Raw genomic sequence first — 18,853 nt, 5'->3', positions numbered from 1 at the left:
GGGACGAAAGCAGGGCGGGTCAGAGGTGGCGGCGGCGTCCGGCCGCCTGGCGGTCGTACTCCTCGCGGGCGAGCAGCGCCGCCTCGCGCGTCGCGGTCTCGGCAACAGGGACATCCCACCAGGCCTGGGCCGCGGGCGCGCCCGGCACAGTGTCAGCCGTTTCGGTCTCGACATAGACACATGTGGGGCGATCCGAGGCGCGGGCCTCGGCGAACGCGGAGCGCAGCTCGGCGACGGTGGCGGCGCGGATCACGTCCATGCCCAGCGACGCCGCGTTCGCGGCCAGGTCCACCGGCAGCGGCTCGCCGGTGTACGTGCCGTCCTTGGCGCGGAAGCGGTACGCCGTGCCGAAGCGCTCGGCGCCGGTCTCCTCCGAGAGGCCGCCGATGGAGGCATAGCCGTGGTTCTGGATGAGGACGATGTTGATGTTGATGCCTTCCTGGACCGCCGTGACGATCTCGGTGGGCATCATCAGATACGTGCCGTCGCCGACCAGCGACCACACCGGGCGGTCCGGGGCGGCCATCCGGACGCCGATCGCGGCCGGGATCTCGTACCCCATGCAGGAGTAGCCGTACTCCAGGTGGTACTGGCGACGGGACCGGGCGCGCCACAGTTTGTGCAGGTCGCCGGGGAGCGAGCCGGCCGCATTGATGATCACGTCGTCGTCGCCGACGGCCGCGTCCAACAGCCCGAGCAGCTGCGTCTGGCTGGGCCGCGCATCCTCCGCCCCGGTCTGATACGCGGCGTCGACCAGGACTTCCCACTCGGCCTTGGCCGCGCCGTACGCCTCCTCGTACGCCTTCTCCACCCGGTGCCCGCCGAGCTCGCGGGTCAGCGCCTCCAGGCCCGCGCGGGCATCGGCGATCAGGGAGAGCGCGCCGAGCTTGTGGGAGTCGAACGAGGCGATGTTGAGGTTGACGAAGCGCACGCCGGGGCGGGCGAAGAGCGTCGCGGAGGCGGTGGTGAAGTCCGTGTAGCGGGTGCCGACGCCGATGATCAGGTCCGCCTCGCGGGCCAGCGCGTCCGCCGTCGCGGTGCCGGTGTGCCCGATGCCGCCCACGTCCGCGGGGTGGTCGTACCGCAGCGAGCCCTTGCCGGCCTGGGTCGAGGCGACCGGGACGCCGGTGGCCTCGGCGAAGGCGCGCAGGCTCTCCTCCGCCTCGGAGTGGTGGATGCCACCGCCCGCGATCAGCAGCGGCCGCTCGGCGGAGCGGATCGCGTGCACGGCCTCGGCCAGCGCGCCCGCGTCCGGCTGCGGCCGGGTGACATGCCAGACCCGGTCGGCGAAGAACTCCTCGGGCCAGTCGAACGCCTCGGCCTGCACGTCCTGCGGCAGCGCCAGGGTGACCGCGCCGGTCTCGACCGGGTCGGCCAGCACCCGCATGGCCTGCAGGGCAGCCGGGATCAGCGCCTCGGGGCGGGTGACCCGGTCGAAGTACCGGGAGACCGGGCGCAGCGCGTCATTGACGGAGACGTCGCCCGCGTACGGGACTTCGAGCTGCTGGAGCACCGGCTCGGCCGGGCGGGTGGCGAAGGTGTCGCCGGGCAGCAGCAGGACCGGGAGGCGGTTGACCGTGGCCAGGGCGGCGCCGGTGACGAGGTTGGTGGCGCCGGGGCCGATGGAGGTCGTGACGGCCTGCGCGGAGAGCCGGTCGGACTGACGGGCGTACCCCACGGCGGCGTGCACCATGGCCTGCTCGTTGCGGCCCTGGAGGTACGGCATCCCCGGCGACTCGGGGGCGACTCCGCGCTCGTACGCCGCGGGCTGCGACTCCAGCAGCGCCTGGCCGAGTCCGGCGACATTGCCGTGGCCGAAGATGCCCCAGGTCGCTGCGATGAGACGGTGCCGTACGCCGTCCCGCTCGGTGTACTGGTGCGCGAGGAATTCGACCAGGGCCTGCGCGACCGTGAGGCGGCGCGTCGTCGGGGCGGTCATCGGGCTTCTCCTGCGGGTGCGCTGTAAAGGGGGAGGCGGGGGTCGACGGGCTGCTCGGGCCACGTACCGCGGATCCAGCCGTGGTCCGGGTGGTCGCAGATCAGCCATTCGCGGGCCTCGCCGGGGCCCGCCATGACGTTGAGGTAGTACATGTCGTGGCCGGGGGCGGCGATGGACGGGCCGTGCCAGCCGTCGGGGATGAGGACGACGTCGCCGCCGCGGACCTCGGCGAGCACGTCGGTGTTCTGTCCGTGTCCGGACGGGCTCACGCGCTGGTACCCGAGGCCGGGCTTGCCGTTCGCCTCGGCGATCTCGAAGTAGTAGATCTCCTCCAGCTCGGACTCCTCGCCCGGCCGGCACTCGTCGTGCTTGTGCGGCGGATACGAGGACCAGTTGCCGCCCGGCGTGATCACCTCGACGGCGATGAGCTTGTCGCATTCAAAGACGCCTGCGGCACCGAAGTTGTTGACCTGGCGCGAGCAGTTGCCCGTACCGCGCAGCTCGACGGGGACGGACGAGGCGGGGCCGTACCGCGCGGGCAGGCGCTTGGAGCAGCGGGCGCCGGTGAGCGCGAAGCGGCCGCCGGACTCGCTGGCAATGCCCACATGCGCGTCGCGCGGGACGTACGCGAAGTCCGTGACGCCGCTGAACACGCTGTCCCGGCCGGTCAGCGCGAACTCCTCGCCGGAGTCGACCGCCACCGTGCAGCCGCCGGAGAGCGGCAGCACGATCCACTCGCTCTCGCCGGTGGCGAAGGAGTGGTGACCGCCGGGCGGGAGCTCCAGCACGCGGAGGGAGGAGTAGCCCCAGCCGGCGTTCTTGGGATGGATGTCGAGGGCGTACGGGCCGTCGGCGGCGGTGCCGGCCGGGCGGTGGAAGGTGGATTCGGCGTTCATGACGTCAAGTCTCCTACTGAACACTGACGGTGACAGGACCCTGTGGATAACTTCCGCGCCAAAGCGGCTACAAGAGGCTGACGGCGGTATCCACAGCCCCCGCCACGTCCCCGTCCACGGGGTAGAGCAGCGAGCGACCGGCGACCAGTCCCTGCACGGTCGGCAGGTGCAGGGCCTTGCGCCACTTCTCGTACGTCGCGTCCTGGTCGGCGGCCGAGATGTCGCCGCCGAGCAGCACCGTCGGCAGCGTGGAGGTCTCGCAGACCTGCGCCATGTCCTCGGGGTCCTCGGTGACCGGCAGCTTGAGCCAGGTGTACGCGGAGGTGCCGCCGAGCCCGGAGGCGATGGCGACGGACTTGGTCACCGCCTCGGCGCTCAGGTCGTTCTTCACCTTGCCGTCGACCCGACGGGAAATGAACGGCTCGACGAAGAGCGGAAGTTCCCGCTCGGCCATGGCGTCGATGGCGCGCGCCGTGGACTCCATGGTGTCCAGCGACCCGGCGTCGTCGTAGTCGATGCGCAGCAGCAGCTTGCCGCAGTCGAAGCGGAGCCGGGCGATGTCCTGCGGGCGGTGGCCCGTGAAGCGGTCGTCCATCTCGAAGGACGCGCCGGCGATGCCGCCGCGGTTCATCGAGCCCATCACGACCTTGTTCTCCAGCGCCCCCATGAGGAGCAGGTCCTCCAGGATGTCGGCAGTGCCGAGCACGCCGTCCACGCCGGGCCGGGACAACGCGAGCGAGAGCCGTTCCAGCAGGTCGAAGCGGTCCGCCATGGCCAGCTTGTGGTCGCCGACGGCCAGCGCGCCGCGCGCGGGGTGGTCGGCGGCGACGATCATCAGCCGGCCGCTGTCGCCGATGAGGGGGCGGCGGGTGCGGCGGGCCGCGGCTTCCGCGACGGCTTCGGGGTGCTGGGCCCGCAGCCGCACGAGGTCGGAGAGCGGTGTGGTCAAGGCGTAACTCACCTTCTTGAGCGCCCGCGATGTCCACGCGGGCGGTGTGCGGTGTGCGGCGGTGGTCTCGGCGCTCCCTGGGGAGCCCTTTCTCGGCGCTCCGCGAGGAACGTCTTCTCAGCGCTCCGCGAGGAACGCTTCGACCTCGGTGGCGGTCGGCATGGCCGAGGAGCAGGCCAGGCGGGCGGCGACGATGGCGCCGGCGGCGTTGGCGTACCGCATCATCGGCTCCAGCTCCCAGCCGGAGAGCAGGCCGTGCACGAGAGCGCCGCCGAAGGAGTCGCCCGCGCCGAGGCCGTTGACGACCTCGACCGGGGTGGGCGGGACCTCGGCGATGCGGCCGTCGCGGTGCACGGCGAGCACGCCCTTGGGGCCCTGTTTGATGACGGCCAGCTCGACACCCATGTCCAGCAGCGCCTGGGCGCACGCCTTCGGGTCGCGCAGGCCGGTGGCGACCTCCGCCTCGTCGACGTTGCCGACGGCCACGGTGGCGTGGGCCAGCGCGGCTTCGTAGTACGGCCGGGCATTGGCCATCGCCTGCGGGCCGGTCTCGCCGCCGTCCCCGGAGGCGCCGCCCTGGCCGCCCCAGAACATCGGCCGCCAGTCCAGGTCGAAGACGGTGGTGCCGGACTTGCCGCGCGCCTCCAGGGCCGCGAGCGTCGCGGAGCGGCTGGGCTCCTCGCACAGGCCGGTACCGGTGATCCAGAAGACCTTGGCGGCCCGGATCGCCTCCTGGTCCAGCTCGTCGGGGCGGATGACCAGGTCAGGGGCCTTGGGACGGCGGTAGAAGTACAGCGGGAAGTCGTCCGGCGGGAAGATCTCGCAGAAGGTGACCGGGGTCGGGTACTGCGCGACAGGGGTCACCCAGCGGTCGTCCACGCCGAAGTCGCGCAGCGCCTTGTGGATGTACGTGCCGAAGGGGTCGGCACCGGTGCGGCTGATCACGGCGGTGCGGCGGCCCTGGCGGGCGGCGGCGACCGCGACGTTGGTGGCCGAGCCGCCCAGGAACTTCCCGAACGTCTCCACGTCGGCCAGCGAAACGCCGGTCTGCAGCGGGTAGATGTCCACCCCGATGCGGCCCATGGTGATCAGGTCAAAGCTGCCGGTGTCGGTCGGCTCGGTCATGTGCGCCCCTTCGATTCCGCCGGTACCTGCTGTCGGCTCCGGCCAGGTCGGCTCCGACCACAGGTCTAACGGGGCGACTCACACCCTGTCAACAGTTTGTCCTTACATTCTGACGTCGACGATGCGATGATGGCACGGCGGTGGCCGAGCCACCACGGGTTACAAAGTCCTTAAGTCCTTATGTCAGGACGAAGTCTTGACAGGCTCGGCAGGCCGATGAAGGCTGTGCCACCACAACCCCACCCCGTCCCTTCCCGGTCACCGCCGACCGGCGAGAGGAGAGCCGCACCATGCCCGTACCCAGCGCAGATGCACCCCGTCTGGACCGGCTCCGCGTCGGATCGGCACCCGATTCCTGGGGCGTCTGGTTCCCCGAGGACGACCAGCAGGTCCCTTGGGAACGCTTCCTGGACGAGGTCAGCGAGGCCGGTTACGAATGGATCGAACTGGGGCCTTACGGCTACCTCCCCACCGACCCTGCCGTACTCCACGGCGAGATCGCCAAGCGTGACCTGAAGGTGTCGGCCGGCACGATCTTCACCTCGATGCACCGCGGCCCCGAGAACTGGGACGCGACCTGGCAGCACGTCACCGAGGTCGCCACGCTGACCAAGGCGATGGACGCCAAGCACCTTGTCGTCATCCCGTCGTTCTGGCGCGACGACAAGACCGCCGAGCTCATCGAGCCGAGCGAGCTGACCACCGAGCAGTGGAAGCACCTCACCGGCGGCATGGAGCGGCTGGCGAAGCAGGTACGCGACGAGTTCGGCCTGGACATCGTCGTGCACCCGCACGCCGACACCCACATCGACACCGAGGAGCACGTTGAGCGCTTCCTCGACGGCACCGACTCCTCGCTGGTCAACCTGTGCCTGGACACCGGCCACTACGCCTACTGCGGCGGCGACAGCGTCAAGCTGATCAAGACCTACGGCGAGCGGATCGGCTACCTCCACCTCAAGCAGGTCGACCCCGACATCCTCGCCGACGTGCAGTCCAACGGCACTCCCTTCGGGCCCGCCGTGAAGCAGGGCGTGATGTGCGAGCCGCCGCTCGGCGTGCCCGCCCTGCCGCCCGTCCTGGAGGCCGCGCAGGCCCTGGACGTGGACCTCTTCGCCATCGTCGAGCAGGACATGTACCCCTGCCCGCCCACCCAGCCGTACCCGATCGCCGAGCGCACCCGCCGCTTCCTGCGCTCCTGCGGCGCCTGAGCGGCGCCCGTCCCGCGCCCATGACCGCGCCCGTGACCGCACCGGTGGCCTCACCCGTGACCGCGACCATGACCTCGCCCCGCACCGAATACGCCCTGCGGACCGGATACGCCTAGCCGCAGCGGAGCCGTTCCATGTTCGGCGCGCCGCGTGTGCTTTGCGGCACTCGTCCATGGCGGGTGCCCTGCGCACCGCCCACGGCGTGTGCCTTGCGCACCGTCCACGGCGTGTGCCCTGCGCACCCGTCTACTGCGCTCTGTGCGCCTGTGCACCCGTGCATCCGTGTGCCTGTGCACCCGTTCACTGCGCCTTGTGCACCTGACTGTGCCCAGTGCACGTGTCCGCCGCGCCGCCTCCCCTTTCCCCGGCAACGATTACTTAAAGTGATTCTACCCCCGGGGTCCATCACAGTCCGTAGCTTTAACCCATAAGGATGAGGGACGACATGACTTCGTACGGAACGCTCGGCGTGGCCGTCATCGGCACCGGCCGGATGGGCTCGGACCACGTGCGCCGCATCAATGACGTCATCAGTGGCGCGCGGGTCGCCGCCGTGGTGGACATCGACGCCGCCCGGGTGAAGGCCATCGCCGACGGCATCGAGGGGTGTACGCCCTACACCGACCCGGCCGCCGCGATGGACGACCCGGCGGTCGACGCGGTACTGATCGCCTCCCCCGGCCCGGCCCACGAGGCCACGCTGCTCGCCGCGTTCGAGCGGGACCTGCCGGTGCTGTGCGAGAAGCCGCTCACCCCGGATGCCGAGTCCGCGCTCCGCGTCCTGAGGGCCGAGGAGAAGCTGGGCCACCGTCGCGTACAGGTCGGCTTCATGCGTCGCTACGACGCCGACTACATGAAGCTCAAGGCGCAGCTGGACCAGGGCGCCTACGGGCGGCCGCTGATGCTGCACAACAAGCACCGCAACCCCAGCTGCCCGCCCGGCTTCACCAACGCGATGATGATCAACGACTCGGCCGTGCACGAGATCGACGTCACCCGCTGGCTGCTGGACGAGGAGATCACCGCCGTCCGCGTGCTGTTCCCGAAGCCCACCGGCAAGGCCCCCGAGGGGCTGAGCGACCCGCAGCTCATCCTCTTCGAGACCGCTTCCGGCCAGCTTGTCGACACCGAGCTGTTCGTCAACTGCGGCTTCGGCTACCAGGTGATGTGCGAGGCGGTCTGCACCGACGGCACCGCCCGCATCGGCGACAACCACGGCGTCTTCGCCAACACCGCCAACGGCTGGGGCGGCGCCATCGACCCCGGCTTCGAGGACCGTTTCGCCGACGCCTACGACCTCCAGGTGCAGCGCTGGGTGGACGCCACCCGCCGCGGCGAGGTCGAGGGCCCGAGCGTGTGGGACGGCTACGCCGCGGCGGCCGTCTGCGAGGCCGGTGTGCGCGCTCAGGAGACCGGCGAGCGCGTCACGGTCGAGCTGGCCGAGCGCCCTGCTCTGTACCGCTGAGAGCCCCGCTCAGCGCCGCTGAGCCGTCGGCGCCCGGCCCGCCACCGCGGGGCTTCGGCCCGGCTCCCGGCCCCGGACTCCTCCCAGTACGTCGTACTTCGAAAGGCTGCCCCTCCCGTGAAGATCGCCCTTGACCCGTACATGTTCCGGAACGTCCCACTGCTCGAACTCCCCGGCGTCGTCGCCGAGCTGGGCTTCGAGTGGATCGAGTTGTCGCCGCGCGCGGACTTCAACCCGTTCTTCCTGCACCCGCGCGTGGACGACGGCACTGTGCAGAAGTTCCGCAAGGAGCTGAGCGCGGCGGGCGTCGGCATCTCCTCCGTACTCCCGCTCTACAAGTGGTCCTCGCCGGACGAGGACGAGCGCCAGGCCGCCGTCCGGTACTGGAAGCGGGCCATCCAGATCACCGCCGACCTCGGCGTCTCCGCGATGAACTCGGAGTTCAACGGCCGCCCGGAGAAGGCCGACACGAGTGAGGGCCAGTTCTGGCGCTCCCTTGAGGAGTTGCTGCCCGTCTTCGAGCGGGAGGGCATCACGCTCGCCCTGGAGCCGCATCCGGACGACTTCATCGAGGACGGCCACGCCGCCGTCGACATGATCCGCGGCATCAACAACCCGCTGGTGTCCTTCTTGTACTGCGCGCCGCACACCTTCCATCAGGGCAACGACGCGCCGGGCATCCTGAAGCACGCGGGCGATCTGACCACCGCCGTCCATCTGGCCGACTCCTTCGACCACACCGGCTCCTCCGGGCTGCGCTACATCGTCAACCCGCCGGGCTCGGCCGTACGGATCCACCAGCACCTGGACATGGGGCAGGGCGAGGTCGACTTCGACGAGCTCTTCCGGGAGCTGGCCGCGAACGGCTTCGACGGCACGCTGGTCTCCTCGGTCTTCGCCTGGGAGGAGCGGGCCAAGGAGTCCTCGCACTTCATGCGGGCGAAGATCGACGAGTACGTCACCCGGTACTGGAGCTGATCCCGTGGCCGCCCCGACCAGTACGGGCACCGCCGTGCGCGAGGAGTCCCCGCGCACGGCCGGCAAGAAGGCCCAGCGCTTCATCGTCGGCATCGCTGCCATTGCCGCCATCGGCGGCGCCCTGTTCGGCTACGACACCGGAGTCGTCTCCGGCGCACTGCCCTTCATGGAGGAGCACTTCGGCCTCACCTCCCTCGGGGAGGGCGTCATCACCAGCGCCCTGCTGATCGGCGCGGCCTTCGGCTCGCTGGCCGGCGGCCGCATGTCGGACCGGCTCGGCCGCCGCAACTCCCTGCTGTGGGCGGGTGCGGTGTTCATCGGGGGCGCGATAGCCGTGGCGCTCGCGCCCTCGGTCGCCTTCATGGTGGTGGCGCGCTTCGTCCTCGGGCTCGCCGTGGGCAGCGCCTCCGTCATCACTCCGCTGTACCTCTCGGAGATAGCCCCGCCGCACATACGGGGGCGGCTGGTCTCCTTCAACTCCCTGATGATCGTCAGCGGCCAGCTGCTGGCGTACCTCATCAACGCGGTGCTCGCGCACTGGGAGGCGTGGCGCTGGATGCTCGGCCTCGCCGCGCTGCCCGCCGTCGCCCTCTTCGTCGGCCTGTTCTTCCTGCCGGACACTCCTCGCTGGTACATGAGCAAGGGGCGTACGGAAGAGGCGGGCGCCGTGCTGCGGCGCACTCTGCCGGCCGGCGAAGTGGACGACGAGCTGGCCCGTATTGAGCAGGCCCGCACTCTGGAGGCCGACGCCCAGCGCGGCGCCTGGCAGGAGCTGCGTACCCCTTGGGTGCGCCGCATCCTCCTGGTGGGCATCGGCCTGTCGATCGTCCAGCAGATCACCGGCGTCAACGCGGTGATCTACTTCGCCCCGAAGATCCTGCTGACCACGGGGCTGGGCACGAATGCCGCGATCACCGCAACCATTGCGGTCGGCGCGATCTCCGTGATCGCCACCGCGGTCGGCATGTCGCTGATCGACAAGGTCGGCCGCCGCCCGATGCTCATCTGGGGCCTGGCGGGGATGACCGTCTCCCTGGCGCTGCTCGGCGCGTCCTTCCACCTGCCGCAGTCCACGGGCGTCAGTTACCTGGTGCTCGGCCTGATGGTGCTCTACATGGCCTTCATGCAGGCCACGCTGAACACCGGGGTGTGGCTGCTGCTCGCCGAGATGTTCCCCCTGAAGGTGCGGGGGCTGGCCATGGGTGCGGCGGTGTTCGTGATGTGGCTGGTCAATTTCGGGGTGGCGCTGCTCTTCCCGGTGCTGCTGGACGCGGCCGGCGCCGCCACCACGTTCTGGCTCTTCGGCGTCATGTGTGTCCTGTCGCTGGTCTTCTGCAAGCGGTACGCGCCGGAGACCAAGGGGATGGCCCTGGAGGACCTGGAGACCGAGCTGCGGAAGGCGGCCCAGCCCGCCCCTCCCGCAGGGCCGTAGAGCCTCTTCGTGGCCCCTTAGGCGCTCCGTAGGCACCTCCGTAGGCCCTGTTAAGGCGCACCGCCCTTCTCCGTACGGCAACGGCCGTCCGGGCCCGGTCACCGTCGTCACCGTTACGCGGGTCTTCGGTCACAGCCCCTCAACAGCCTGACCCCGCTGCTCAAGGACGTCGTTGCACCGGGCACAGGGTGAGTGATCGCCACGCCGTACGCAGTTCCCCCGCGGGCTCTCTTGGAGCCGCCCTGCGTGCGGCTGAGGGAGGTGCGCAGAACATGACCGACCGGAGGCTCTGGTCGTACAAGGAGATCGCCGCACACATCCGGGTCCAGCCGGACACCGTGCGCTCCTACCGGAAGCACGGCCTGCTGCCACCACCCGACCTTGTGGAGGGCGGTAAGCCGTACTGGTTCGCCGACACCGTACGGGAGTGGGTGACCCGGCGTCCGGGCCACCGGGGGCGGCGCGACCGGGAGGACTGAGCGCGCCGCCAGTCGTCGTCCGTTGTCCGTTCAAGGCCCCGCACCGCCCCGGTGCGGGGCCGTTTCCGTACGGGCGCGCCGCACCGTACGGGCGCCTCGGTACGCGCGCCTCAGTACGGGGCCTCCGCGGTCCCCCGTACCTCCAGCGACGGCTCCACCAGCTGCCGTTCGGCGGGGCGGTCCGGGCGGTCCATGCGGTCCAGCAGGCACCGCGCGGCCCGCCGCCCCACCTCGTAACTGGCGTTGTTCACGGTCGTCAGCCACAGGTGCCGGAGCCGCGCGAGATAGGTGTTGTCGCAGCCGATCAGGGAGAGGTCGCGGGGCACTTCGAGGCCCAGCTCCTGCGCCGCCGAGAGCACGCCGACGGCCGTGATGTCGTTGAACGCGAAGACGGCGGTGGGGCGTTCGACGCCACGCGTGCGGCGGTCCGTACTGCCGAGCAGCCGCACGGCCGCCCGGTAACCGCCCTCTTCGGTCGCGTCACTGGGCGCCATCATCACCCCGTCGTCGAGCCCGTGTGCGCGCATCGCCGCTTCGTAGCCACGCCGGCGCAGCTCGCCGACGCTGCCCTGGCCCATGATGTGGGCGATCCGGCGGTGGCCGAGGCCGATGAGGTGCTCGGTGGCGAGCCTCGCGCCGCGCTCGTCGTCGTTGGCGACGGTGTCCACGCGGGGCAGCCGCGGGTCGTGGGTGCCGGCGACGACGGTGGGCAGCCGCCCGGCGGCCTCCGCGAGCGCGCCGGTGTCCGGCAGCGTGCCCACCGCGACCATGCCGTCCACGCGCAGCTCGGCGAACGTACGGGTGAAGTCCTCCCCGGTGTGCCGGTTGAGCCGGCCGTCGGCCATCAGCATCCGCAGGCCGTGCGCGTGCAATACGGAGTTCAGGCCGTCCAGCAGCTCGACGAACCAGGGGTTGCGCATGTCGTTGAGGAGTACACCCACGGTGTGCGTACGCCTCGCCACGAGGCTGCGTGCCGCGGCGTTGGGCCGGTAGTCCAGCTCCCGTACCGCTTCCAGTACGGCGGCCCGCTTGGCGTCACTGACCTGCGGCGAGCCTCGCAGCACAAGGGAGACCAGCGACTTGGAGACGCCCGCGCGCTCGGCGACGCTGCGGATCGTCGGGGGCGGGGCAGTCACGCCTTCCGGCCGCTCCGCAGGCTCTTTGGACCGTTCCATGGCGCGAAATCCTTCCATTCACCGCACGAACCCGTCAACGCACGGCCGTAATCGCCCTCCCCCAAGGGTTGACACCACTATGTAAGGACATGCAGGGTTCCTGGACAACGATTGGACCGTTCCAAGGAGTGGCAGCAATGAAGCTCGGCCTCATCGGCACCGGCCGCATCGGCGCGTTCCACGCCGAGACCCTGAAGAGCGTCGCCGGCGTGCACGAGATCGTCGTCGCGGACGTGGACGCCGCCCGCGCCCGCGCGCTCGCGGACAAGCTCGGCCTCCAGGCCGCCGCCACCCTCGAGGACATGTACGCGAGCGGCCTGGACGGCGTGGTGATCACCGCCGCCACCAGCGCCCATGCCGCCCTCATCCACCAGGCGCTGGACCATGGAGTCCCGGTCTTCTGCGAGAAGCCGGTGGCCCTGGACGTCCCCGGCACCGTCACCGTCGTCGAGCGTGCGGCCCACAGCCCCGTCCCCGTACAGATCGGCTTCCAGCGCCGCTTCGACGCCGGCTACCACGCCACCCGCGAGGCGCTGCGCTCCGGCGAGCTGGGCTGGCTGCACACCCTCCGAGCCTGCACTTCCGACCAGACGCCGCCCCCGGCCGCGTACATCCCCACCTCCGGCGGCCTCTTCCGCGACTGCTCCATCCACGACTTCGACATCCTGCGCTGGCTGACCGGCCGCGAGGTCGTCTCCGTCTACGCCCAGGGCGCCAACAAGGGCGAGTCCTTCTTCGCCGACGGCGACGACGTGGACACCTGCGCCGCGCTGCTCCGCTTCGACGACGACACCCTCGCCACCGTCACCGCCACCCGCTACAACGGCGCGGGCCACGACGTCCGTCTGGAGGTCTGCGGTTCCAAGGGTGCCCGCTTCGTCGGCCTGGACGACCGCGCCCCGATGCCCACCGCCGAGGCCCGGCTCTCCTGGCAGCAGGCCGCCCCGTACGCGACGTTCATGGAACGTTTCCACGACGCGTACGTCACCGAACTGACCGCCTTCACGGAGGTCGCCGCGGGCCGCGCGGAGAACCCCTGCCCGGCCGCCGACGCCCTCGAAGCGCTCTACATCGCCGAGGCATGCGAGCGCTCCCGCCGCACGGGCGAGCCGGTCCGGATCGCCGACATGCGCGCCTGAGTCCCGCCCCACCGTGCTCGACCTGGGACTCCTCCCCCTGCTCACCCTGGCGGTGGCCGCGCTGCTGGCGGGCTTCTCCAAGACCGCCCTCAGCGGCGTGGCCGCCGTCAGCGTGGCCCTGTTCGCCGCCGTACTACCCGCCAAGGAGTCCACCGGCGCTCTGCTGCCCCTCCTCCTGGTCGGCGACGTCATCGCCGTACGGGCCTACCGCCGGCACGCCGACCGCCCGACCCTGCGCCGCCTCTTCCCCTCCGTCGCCGCGGGCGTCCTCGTGGGCGTCGCGTTCACCGCCCTCGCCGACGACACCCTCATACGCCGCACCATCGGCGCCCTCCTGCTGACCATCACGGCCCACCACCTGTGGCAACGCTGGAGGCGCCGGGACGGCCACGTACGAACCACCGAGCCGGAAGACGGCCCCCGCGCCCGTACCGCCCTCCGCACCCCGCTCTACGGCCTCATGGCCGGCTTCGCCACCATGGTCGCCAACGCGGGCGGCCCGGCGATGTCCCTCTACCTGCTCGCCTCAGGACTCGGCATGCTCGGCTTCCTCGGCACGGCGGCCTGGTTCTTCTTCCTGGTGAACGCCTTCAAGCTGCCCTTCAGCGCCGGCCTCGGCCTGCTCACCCCGCACACCCTCCTGCTCGACGCGGCCCTCCTCCCCGCCCTCCTCCTCGGCGCCCACCTCGGCCGCCGCACCATCCCCCACCTCAACCAACCCCTCTTCACCCGCCTCACCCTCCTCCTGACCACGGCTGCGGCACTGAATCTGCTGCGTTGAGCGGGCGGCGAGACGCCGCAAAACCAGGTGCTGGGCCAGGGCCGTCGCGCCGCAGACCGCGGTGGAGAGGCCGAGGCTCAGGGCGAGGGCGGGGACGAGGGAGCTGGTGGCCGTGACGCCGAGGTAGCCGAGGCCGACCGAGTACGAGGCCCAGAGCGTCTCGGCAATCGCGCAGCCGAGGAAATAACGCCGTACGGGATACCGGACCACTCCGGTGGCGAGCGCCCCGGCGACCCGCCCCGCCGGGAGGAAGCGGACGCCCGCCACGAAGGGCACGCCGTACCGGTCGATCAGCAGGGTCGTACGCTCCAGGAACAACCGGCGCCGCGCGCTGCGGCCCATCCACCGCCGCGCCGGCCCCCCGAATCTCCGTGCCACCAAATGCAGCACCAGATCTCCCACCACCGCGCTCCCGGCGACGACCAGGAGGACGACGGGGAGGTGGAGGGTTCCGCGGGCGGAGAGGGTGCCGGACCAGGCGAGGAGGGCGGCGTTGGGCAGCAGTGGTGGGGCGGTGGTCAAGGCCAGCAGTGCGTAGATGGCGAGGGCGTTCACGGTGGCCCCGGTTCTTCGGTCCGGCGTTCCTGTGTCCTTCCAGGCTGACTCCATCCCGGCGGCATGGCCAATTCCGTAGGGTTCGGGTGGGTTTTTCGTCGGCGGAGCGGGATACCCGTGCATTCATACCCCCTAGGGGTATAAAGTGGAACGTGGAACACCAACCGTCACCCCGGCACTAGGAGAATCCCATGTCCGCACCGGCCGACCAGTCCGTCACCACCACCTACAAGGTCACCGGCATGACCTGCGGTCACTGTGAGGGCGCCGTGAAGCAGGAGATCTCCGAGATCGCCGGTGTCAGCTCGGTCGCGGCGGCCGCCGCGACCGGCCTCGTCACCGTCGTCTCGCAGGCCCCGCTCGACGAGGAGGCCGTGCGCGCCGCCGTCGACGAGGCCGGCTACGAGCTCGTGGGCCAGGCCTGACCCCCATGCCGGACACAGCCGTACAGGCGCAGGTCGAGCTGGCCATCGGCGGCATGACCTGCGCCTCGTGCGCCGCGCGCGTGGAGAAGAAGCTCAACCGTATGGAGGGCGTGACCGCCACCGTCAATTACGCAACGGAGAAGGCGCGGGTCGCGTATGAGCCGGGCGTCGAGATCGCCGATCTGATCGCCACGGTGGAGCGGACCGGGTACACGGCGCGCGAGCCGGAGCCCGAGCCGGAGCCGGCCGCCCCCGCGCCGGGCGCACACGAGGAGAAGGAAGCCGGAGCCCAGGAGGGGCCCGACAGTGCCCTGGCGGCGCTGCGCCAGCGGCTGCTCGTCTCGGCCGTGCTCGCCGCGCCGGTGATCGCGTTGTCGATGATTCCTGTACTGCAGTTCGACAACTGGCAGTGGCTGTGTCTGACGCTGGCCGCGCCGGTCGTCGTGTGGGGCGGGTACCCCTTCCACCGCGCCGCCTGGACGAACCTGCGGCACGGCGCCGCCACGATGGACACGCTGGTCTCCCTCGGGACGCTGGCCGCGTTCGGCTGGTCGCTGTGGGCGCTGTTCTTCGGGCACGCCGGGATGCCGGGGATGCGGCACGGCTTCGATCTGACGGCCCGGCACGGGGACGGCTCGTCCGCGATCTACCTGGAGGCGGCGGCCGGGGTCACCGCGTTCCTGCTGCTCGGGCGCTATCTGGAGGCCCGTTCCAAGCGGAAGGCGGGCGCGGCGCTGCGCGCGCTGATGGACCTGGGCGCCAAGGACGTGGCCGTCCTCCGGGACGGGCGCGAGACGCGCGTCCCCGTGGACCGGCTGGCCGTCGGCGACCGGTTCGTCGTACGGCCCGGGGAGAAGATCGCCACCGATGGGACGGTGGTGGACGGCACCTCGGCCGTGGACGCCTCGATGCTCACCGGCGAGTCCGTACCGGTCGACGTGGCGCCGGGCGACGCGGTGACCGGCGCGACCGTGAACACCGCGGGGCGGCTCGTCGTCGAGGCCACCCGCATCGGCGCGGACACCCGGCTCGCGCGGATGGCGCGGCTCGTGGAGGACGCGCAGAGCGGCAAGGCGGAAGCGCAGCGGCTCGCGGACCGGATCTCGGCCGTCTTCGTGCCGGTGGTACTGGTGATCGCTCTCGCGACGCTCGTCGTGCGGCTGCTGGTGACGGGCGATGCCACCGCCTCGTTCACGGCGGCGGTCGCGGTCCTGATCATCGCCTGCCCGTGCGCGCTGGGGCTGGCCACGCCGACCGCGCTGATGGTCGGTACGGGCCGGGGCGCCCAGCTCGGCATTCTGATCAAGGGCCCGGAGGTACTGGAGTCCACGCGCCGGGTCGACACGGTCGTCCTGGACAAGACCGGCACGGTCACCACCGGGCGGATGAGTTTGTACGAGGCGGTCCCGGCGGCGGACACGGACGAGGAGGCCCTGCTGCGGCTCGCCGGGGCCCTGGAGCATGCCTCGGAGCATCCGGTGGCCCGGGCGATCGCGGAGGGCGCACAGAAGCGCGTGGGGGAGCTTCCGGCGGTCGAACGCTTCGATAACGTCGCGGGCCTGGGCGTACGCGGCACGGTGGACGGCCACGAGGTCGTCGTGGGCCGCGAGCGCCTGCTGGCCGCCGCGGAGGGTTACGCGCTCCCCGCCGAGCTCGCCGACGCCCGGGACCGGGCCGAGGCCGCGGGCCGTACAGCCGTCCTGGCCGCCTGGGACGGACGAGTACGCGGTGTACTGTCCGTCGCCGACACCGTGAAGGACGGCAGTACGGAGGCGGTCGCGCGGCTGCGGGCGCTCGGGCTGGCCCCGGTACTGCTCACCGGCGACAACAAGGCCGTCGCGGCGAGCGTCGCCCGCGCGGTCGGCATCGATCCGGACCAGGTGTTCGCCGAGGTCATGCCGGAGGACAAGGTCGCGGTGGTACAGCGGCTGCAGGAGCGGGGCCGGTCGGTCGCGATGGTCGGGGACGGCGTGAACGACGCCGCCGCGCTCGCCCGCGCCGATCTGGGCCTGGCCATCGGTACGGGTACCGACGCGGCCATCGAGGCCGCCGATCTCACCCTCGTCCGCGGGGACCTCCGGGTCGCGGCCGACGCCATCCGGCTCGCCCGGCGCACCCTGGGAACGATCAAGGGCAATCTGTTCTGGGCGTTCGGCTACAACGTCGCGGCCATCCCGCTCGCGGTGGCCGGGCTGCTCGACCCGATGATCGCGGGGGCGGCGATGGCGTTCTCGTCGGTCTTCGTGGTGACGAACAGCCTGCGGCTGCGGTCCTTCACGTAGGAGACTCTGCGGGGCGGCGGGCCCACGTTCTGCAACGGAGCTCCCGGGATGCGCACAGGGCCCCGGGAGTTCCCGTTCTCCGCCAGTAACTGGGTGGGGTTCTTCACCTGATTGGGGACCTTCACACAGTTCTCACAACCAGCACCGTACCCATACACTGGGGCCCCGATCTCCTGACAGGGCTCCTTGACCGTATTCGCCCGATATGGCAAGAGACCCAGATCACAGAGGTTCGGACGTAACCATTCGAGGGGGTCGTGAGTCTAACCGTGCAGTACAAGCACCCCGGCGGGGCTTGTACTAGGCAACCGGACCGGTCTTGGGGGACTTCGTCCGGTACGCGTGGCCGGGGCGACGTGCCCGGGGAGCTTTGAGCGGCCCTCCCGTACGTGCGCGTCCCGGCAGCTCGCGCAACGCAGTAGAGCAGGGTGCCCTCAATGGACGCCCGGACGGATCCCGTGGGGGGAATCCGACCCGGGAAAGGGAAGCGCCCCCCGCTCCGGACCCGTGGGGGGATCTGGAGCGAGGGGCGCTTTCCGCTTTGTACGCCGGTTTCGCGGGCGGCCTTCGCGGCCTGCGAGTCGGCTTTCACGGCTGGCCTGCGCGGCCCGCGAGTCGGCTCACGGCCGGCTTTCGCGGCCCGCGCGGCGGGTCCTGGCCGGCCCGCACCTGCGGGCCGGTGGACAGTAAGCCTCGTGTCAGCGCTGCTCGACCGGGATGAAGTCGCGCTCGACCACGCCGGTGTAGATCTGGCGCGGACGGCCGATCCGGGAGCCGGGCTCCTTGATCATCTCGTGCCACTGGGCGATCCAGCCGGGGAGCCGGCCGAGCGCGAAGAGCACGGTGAACATCTCGGTCGGGAAGCCCATGGCCCGGTAGATCAGACCGGTGTAGAAGTCCACGTTCGGGTAGAGCTTGCGCTCGACGAAGTAGTCGTCGGCCAGCGCGTGCTCTTCCAGCTTCAGGGCGATGTCCAGCAGCTGGTCGGACTTGCCGAGCGCCGAGAGGACGTCGTGCGCCGCCGCCTTGATGATCTTCGCCCGGGGGTCGAAGTTCTTGTAGACGCGGTGCCCGAAGCCCATGAGCTTCACGCCGTCTTCCTTGTTCTTCACCTTGCGGATGAAGGTGTCGACGTCACCGCCGTCGCGCTGGATGCCTTCCAGCATCTCCAGCACGGACTGGTTCGCACCGCCGTGCAGGGGGCCCCACAGCGCGTTGATGCCGGCCGAGATCGAGGCGAAGAGGTTCGCCTGCGAGGAGCCGACCAGGCGCACGGTCGAGGTCGAGCAGTTCTGCTCGTGGTCGGCGTGCAGGATCAGCAGCTTGTCCAGGGCGCTGGTGACGACCGGGTCCAGGTCGTACTCGGCGGCGGGCACCGAGAAGGTCATGCGCAGGAAGTTCTCGACGTAGCCGAGGTCGTTGCGCGGGTAGACGACCGGGTGGCCGACCGACTTCTTGTACGCGTACGCCGCGATCGTCGGCAGCTTGGCCAGCAGCCGGATGCTGGAGAGGTAGCGCTGCTGCTCGTCGAACGGGTTGTGGCTGTCCTGGTAGAAGGTGGACAGCGCGCTGACGACCGAGGACAGCATCGCCATCGGGTGGGCGTCCCGCGGGAAGCCGTCGTAGAAGCGCTTGACGTCCTCGTGGAGCAGCGTGTGGTAAGTGATGTCCTCCTTGAAGGAGGACAGCTCGTCGACGGTCGGCAGCTCGCCATTGATGAGCAGGTACGCGGTCTCGATGAACGTGCTGCGCTCTGCGAGCTGCTCGATCGGGTAGCCGCGGTACCGGAGAATGCCCGCCTCACCGTCGAGATAGGTGACCGCGGATTTATACGCAGCAGTGTTGCCGTAACCGGAATCCAGGGTCACCAGACCGGTCTGTGCGCGCAGCTTCGAGATGTCGAAGCCCTTGTCGCCGACGCTGCTGTCGACGACCGGGTAGGTGTATTCGCCGTCCCCGTAACGCAGTACTACAGAGTTGTCGCTCACGTCATCCCTCACCGACGTTGTGCCTCTTCTTCGA

Annotated in this window: 15 protein-coding genes and 1 pseudogene; 9 read left to right on the top strand and 7 right to left on the bottom strand. The window is 70.7% G+C overall.

Translation table 11 applies throughout. The annotated features are described in order from the left end of the window. Positions 1-19 precede the first annotated feature (19 nt). From iolD to iolC, 4 genes are all read right to left on the bottom strand, one after another. Positions 20-1,939 (bottom strand): 3D-(3,5/4)-trihydroxycyclohexane-1,2-dione acylhydrolase (decyclizing), encoded by a 1,920-nt coding sequence (gene iolD, locus AB0I82_RS32875; RefSeq protein WP_363261112.1) that lies wholly within the window; start codon positions 1,937-1,939, stop codon positions 20-22. After that, a complete protein-coding gene (gene iolB, locus AB0I82_RS32870; protein ID WP_363261111.1) occupies positions 1,936-2,835 on the bottom strand; it encodes a 5-deoxy-glucuronate isomerase in 900 nt (299 codons plus the stop codon). The genes iolD and iolB overlap by 4 nt, the downstream gene beginning before the upstream one ends. 67 nt (positions 2,836-2,902) lie before the next feature. Further along, positions 2,903-3,784, bottom strand: a complete 882-nt coding sequence (locus AB0I82_RS32865) for a deoxyribose-phosphate aldolase (protein WP_363261110.1) — start codon at positions 3,782-3,784, stop codon at positions 2,903-2,905. A gap of 117 nt (positions 3,785-3,901) precedes the next feature. Then, positions 3,902-4,909 carry a 5-dehydro-2-deoxygluconokinase gene (gene iolC / locus AB0I82_RS32860; RefSeq protein ID WP_363261109.1) on the bottom strand — a complete coding sequence of 336 codons (1,008 nt, stop codon included), beginning with the start codon at positions 4,907-4,909 and terminating at the stop codon, positions 3,902-3,904. Between the two features lie 290 nt (positions 4,910-5,199). Here iolC and AB0I82_RS32855 point away from each other — a divergent pair, with 290 nt between their 5' ends. The 5 genes from AB0I82_RS32855 to AB0I82_RS32835 all read left to right on the top strand — a co-directional run bounded on the left by AB0I82_RS32855 (position 5,200) and on the right by AB0I82_RS32835 (position 10,474). Continuing rightward, positions 5,200-6,120, top strand: a complete 921-nt coding sequence (locus AB0I82_RS32855) for a sugar phosphate isomerase/epimerase (RefSeq protein WP_363261108.1) — start codon at positions 5,200-5,202, stop codon at positions 6,118-6,120. A gap of 445 nt (positions 6,121-6,565) precedes the next feature. Then, entirely contained in the window at positions 6,566-7,585 is a 1,020-nt protein-coding gene (locus tag AB0I82_RS32850; RefSeq protein ID WP_363261107.1) for a Gfo/Idh/MocA family oxidoreductase, read from the top strand. A gap of 117 nt (positions 7,586-7,702) precedes the next feature. Continuing rightward, entirely contained in the window at positions 7,703-8,563 is an 861-nt protein-coding gene (locus tag AB0I82_RS32845) for a sugar phosphate isomerase/epimerase family protein (protein WP_363261106.1), read from the top strand. 34 nt (positions 8,564-8,597) lie between these two features. Beyond that, on the top strand, positions 8,598-9,995 hold the full coding sequence (locus tag AB0I82_RS32840; RefSeq protein WP_363261168.1) for a sugar porter family MFS transporter: 1,398 nt from the start codon (positions 8,598-8,600) through the stop codon (positions 9,993-9,995). Between the two features lie 272 nt (positions 9,996-10,267). After that, positions 10,268-10,474 (top strand): MerR family transcriptional regulator, encoded by a 207-nt coding sequence (locus AB0I82_RS32835; protein WP_030249939.1) that lies wholly within the window; start codon positions 10,268-10,270, stop codon positions 10,472-10,474. Between the two features lie 110 nt (positions 10,475-10,584). Here AB0I82_RS32835 and AB0I82_RS32830 read toward each other — a convergent pair whose 3' ends face one another. Continuing rightward, complete coding sequence (locus tag AB0I82_RS32830; protein WP_363261105.1) at positions 10,585-11,649, bottom strand: LacI family DNA-binding transcriptional regulator; 1,065 nt, start codon at positions 11,647-11,649, stop codon at positions 10,585-10,587. 137 nt (positions 11,650-11,786) lie between these two features. Here AB0I82_RS32830 and AB0I82_RS32825 point away from each other — a divergent pair, with 137 nt between their 5' ends. Continuing rightward, positions 11,787-12,788, top strand: a complete 1,002-nt coding sequence (locus tag AB0I82_RS32825) for a Gfo/Idh/MocA family oxidoreductase (RefSeq protein WP_363261104.1) — start codon at positions 11,787-11,789, stop codon at positions 12,786-12,788. 13 nt (positions 12,789-12,801) lie between these two features. Next, positions 12,802-13,569, top strand: coding sequence for a sulfite exporter TauE/SafE family protein (locus AB0I82_RS32820; RefSeq protein WP_363261103.1), 768 nt, complete (start codon positions 12,802-12,804; stop codon positions 13,567-13,569). Positions 13,570-13,701: 132 nt separating this feature from the next. Here the strand turns inward: AB0I82_RS32820 and AB0I82_RS32815 are convergent. Beyond that, positions 13,702-14,178: pseudogene (locus tag AB0I82_RS32815) on the bottom strand (VTT domain-containing protein); the annotation flags it as partial. Between the two features lie 137 nt (positions 14,179-14,315). On the opposite strand from AB0I82_RS32815, the gene AB0I82_RS32810 reads away from it, so the two are divergent. Both AB0I82_RS32810 and AB0I82_RS32805 read left to right on the top strand, forming a co-directional pair. Continuing rightward, entirely contained in the window at positions 14,316-14,549 is a 234-nt protein-coding gene (locus AB0I82_RS32810) for a heavy-metal-associated domain-containing protein (RefSeq protein ID WP_363261102.1), read from the top strand. 5 nt (positions 14,550-14,554) lie between these two features. Further along, positions 14,555-16,831 (top strand): heavy metal translocating P-type ATPase, encoded by a 2,277-nt coding sequence (locus AB0I82_RS32805; protein WP_363261101.1) that lies wholly within the window; start codon positions 14,555-14,557, stop codon positions 16,829-16,831. A 698-nt stretch (positions 16,832-17,529) separates the two neighbouring features. Here the strand turns inward: AB0I82_RS32805 and AB0I82_RS32800 are convergent. Continuing rightward, complete coding sequence (locus AB0I82_RS32800; protein ID WP_363261100.1) at positions 17,530-18,819, bottom strand: citrate synthase; 1,290 nt, start codon at positions 18,817-18,819, stop codon at positions 17,530-17,532. Positions 18,820-18,853: the final 34 nt, after the last annotated feature.

Origin of the sequence: Streptomyces sp. NPDC050315, assembly GCF_040655775.1 — a bacterium.
Classification (GTDB): Bacteria; Actinomycetota; Actinomycetes; order Streptomycetales; family Streptomycetaceae; genus Streptomyces.
Note: the sequence above shows the minus strand (reverse complement) of the source record. Positions and strands in the feature narration are given on the sequence as shown.

What these genes read in the sequence shown, in the direction of transcription:
- iolD (WP_363261112.1), bottom strand. Translation starts at nt 1,939, where the DNA reads ATGACCGCCCCGACGACGCGCCGCCTCACGGTCGCGCAGGCCCTGGTC.
- iolB (WP_363261111.1), bottom strand. Translation starts at nt 2,835, where the DNA reads ATGAACGCCGAATCCACCTTCCACCGCCCGGCCGGCACCGCCGCCGAC.
- iolC (WP_363261109.1), bottom strand. Translation starts at nt 4,909, where the DNA reads ATGACCGAGCCGACCGACACCGGCAGCTTTGACCTGATCACCATGGGC.
- AB0I82_RS32855 (WP_363261108.1), top strand. Translation starts at nt 5,200, where the DNA reads ATGCCCGTACCCAGCGCAGATGCACCCCGTCTGGACCGGCTCCGCGTC.
- AB0I82_RS32850 (WP_363261107.1), top strand. Translation starts at nt 6,566, where the DNA reads ATGACTTCGTACGGAACGCTCGGCGTGGCCGTCATCGGCACCGGCCGG.
- AB0I82_RS32835 (WP_030249939.1), top strand. Translation starts at nt 10,268, where the DNA reads ATGACCGACCGGAGGCTCTGGTCGTACAAGGAGATCGCCGCACACATC.
- AB0I82_RS32830 (WP_363261105.1), bottom strand. Translation starts at nt 11,649, where the DNA reads ATGGAACGGTCCAAAGAGCCTGCGGAGCGGCCGGAAGGCGTGACTGCC.
- AB0I82_RS32825 (WP_363261104.1), top strand. Translation starts at nt 11,787, where the DNA reads ATGAAGCTCGGCCTCATCGGCACCGGCCGCATCGGCGCGTTCCACGCC.
- AB0I82_RS32810 (WP_363261102.1), top strand. Translation starts at nt 14,316, where the DNA reads ATGTCCGCACCGGCCGACCAGTCCGTCACCACCACCTACAAGGTCACC.
- AB0I82_RS32805 (WP_363261101.1), top strand. Translation starts at nt 14,555, where the DNA reads ATGCCGGACACAGCCGTACAGGCGCAGGTCGAGCTGGCCATCGGCGGC.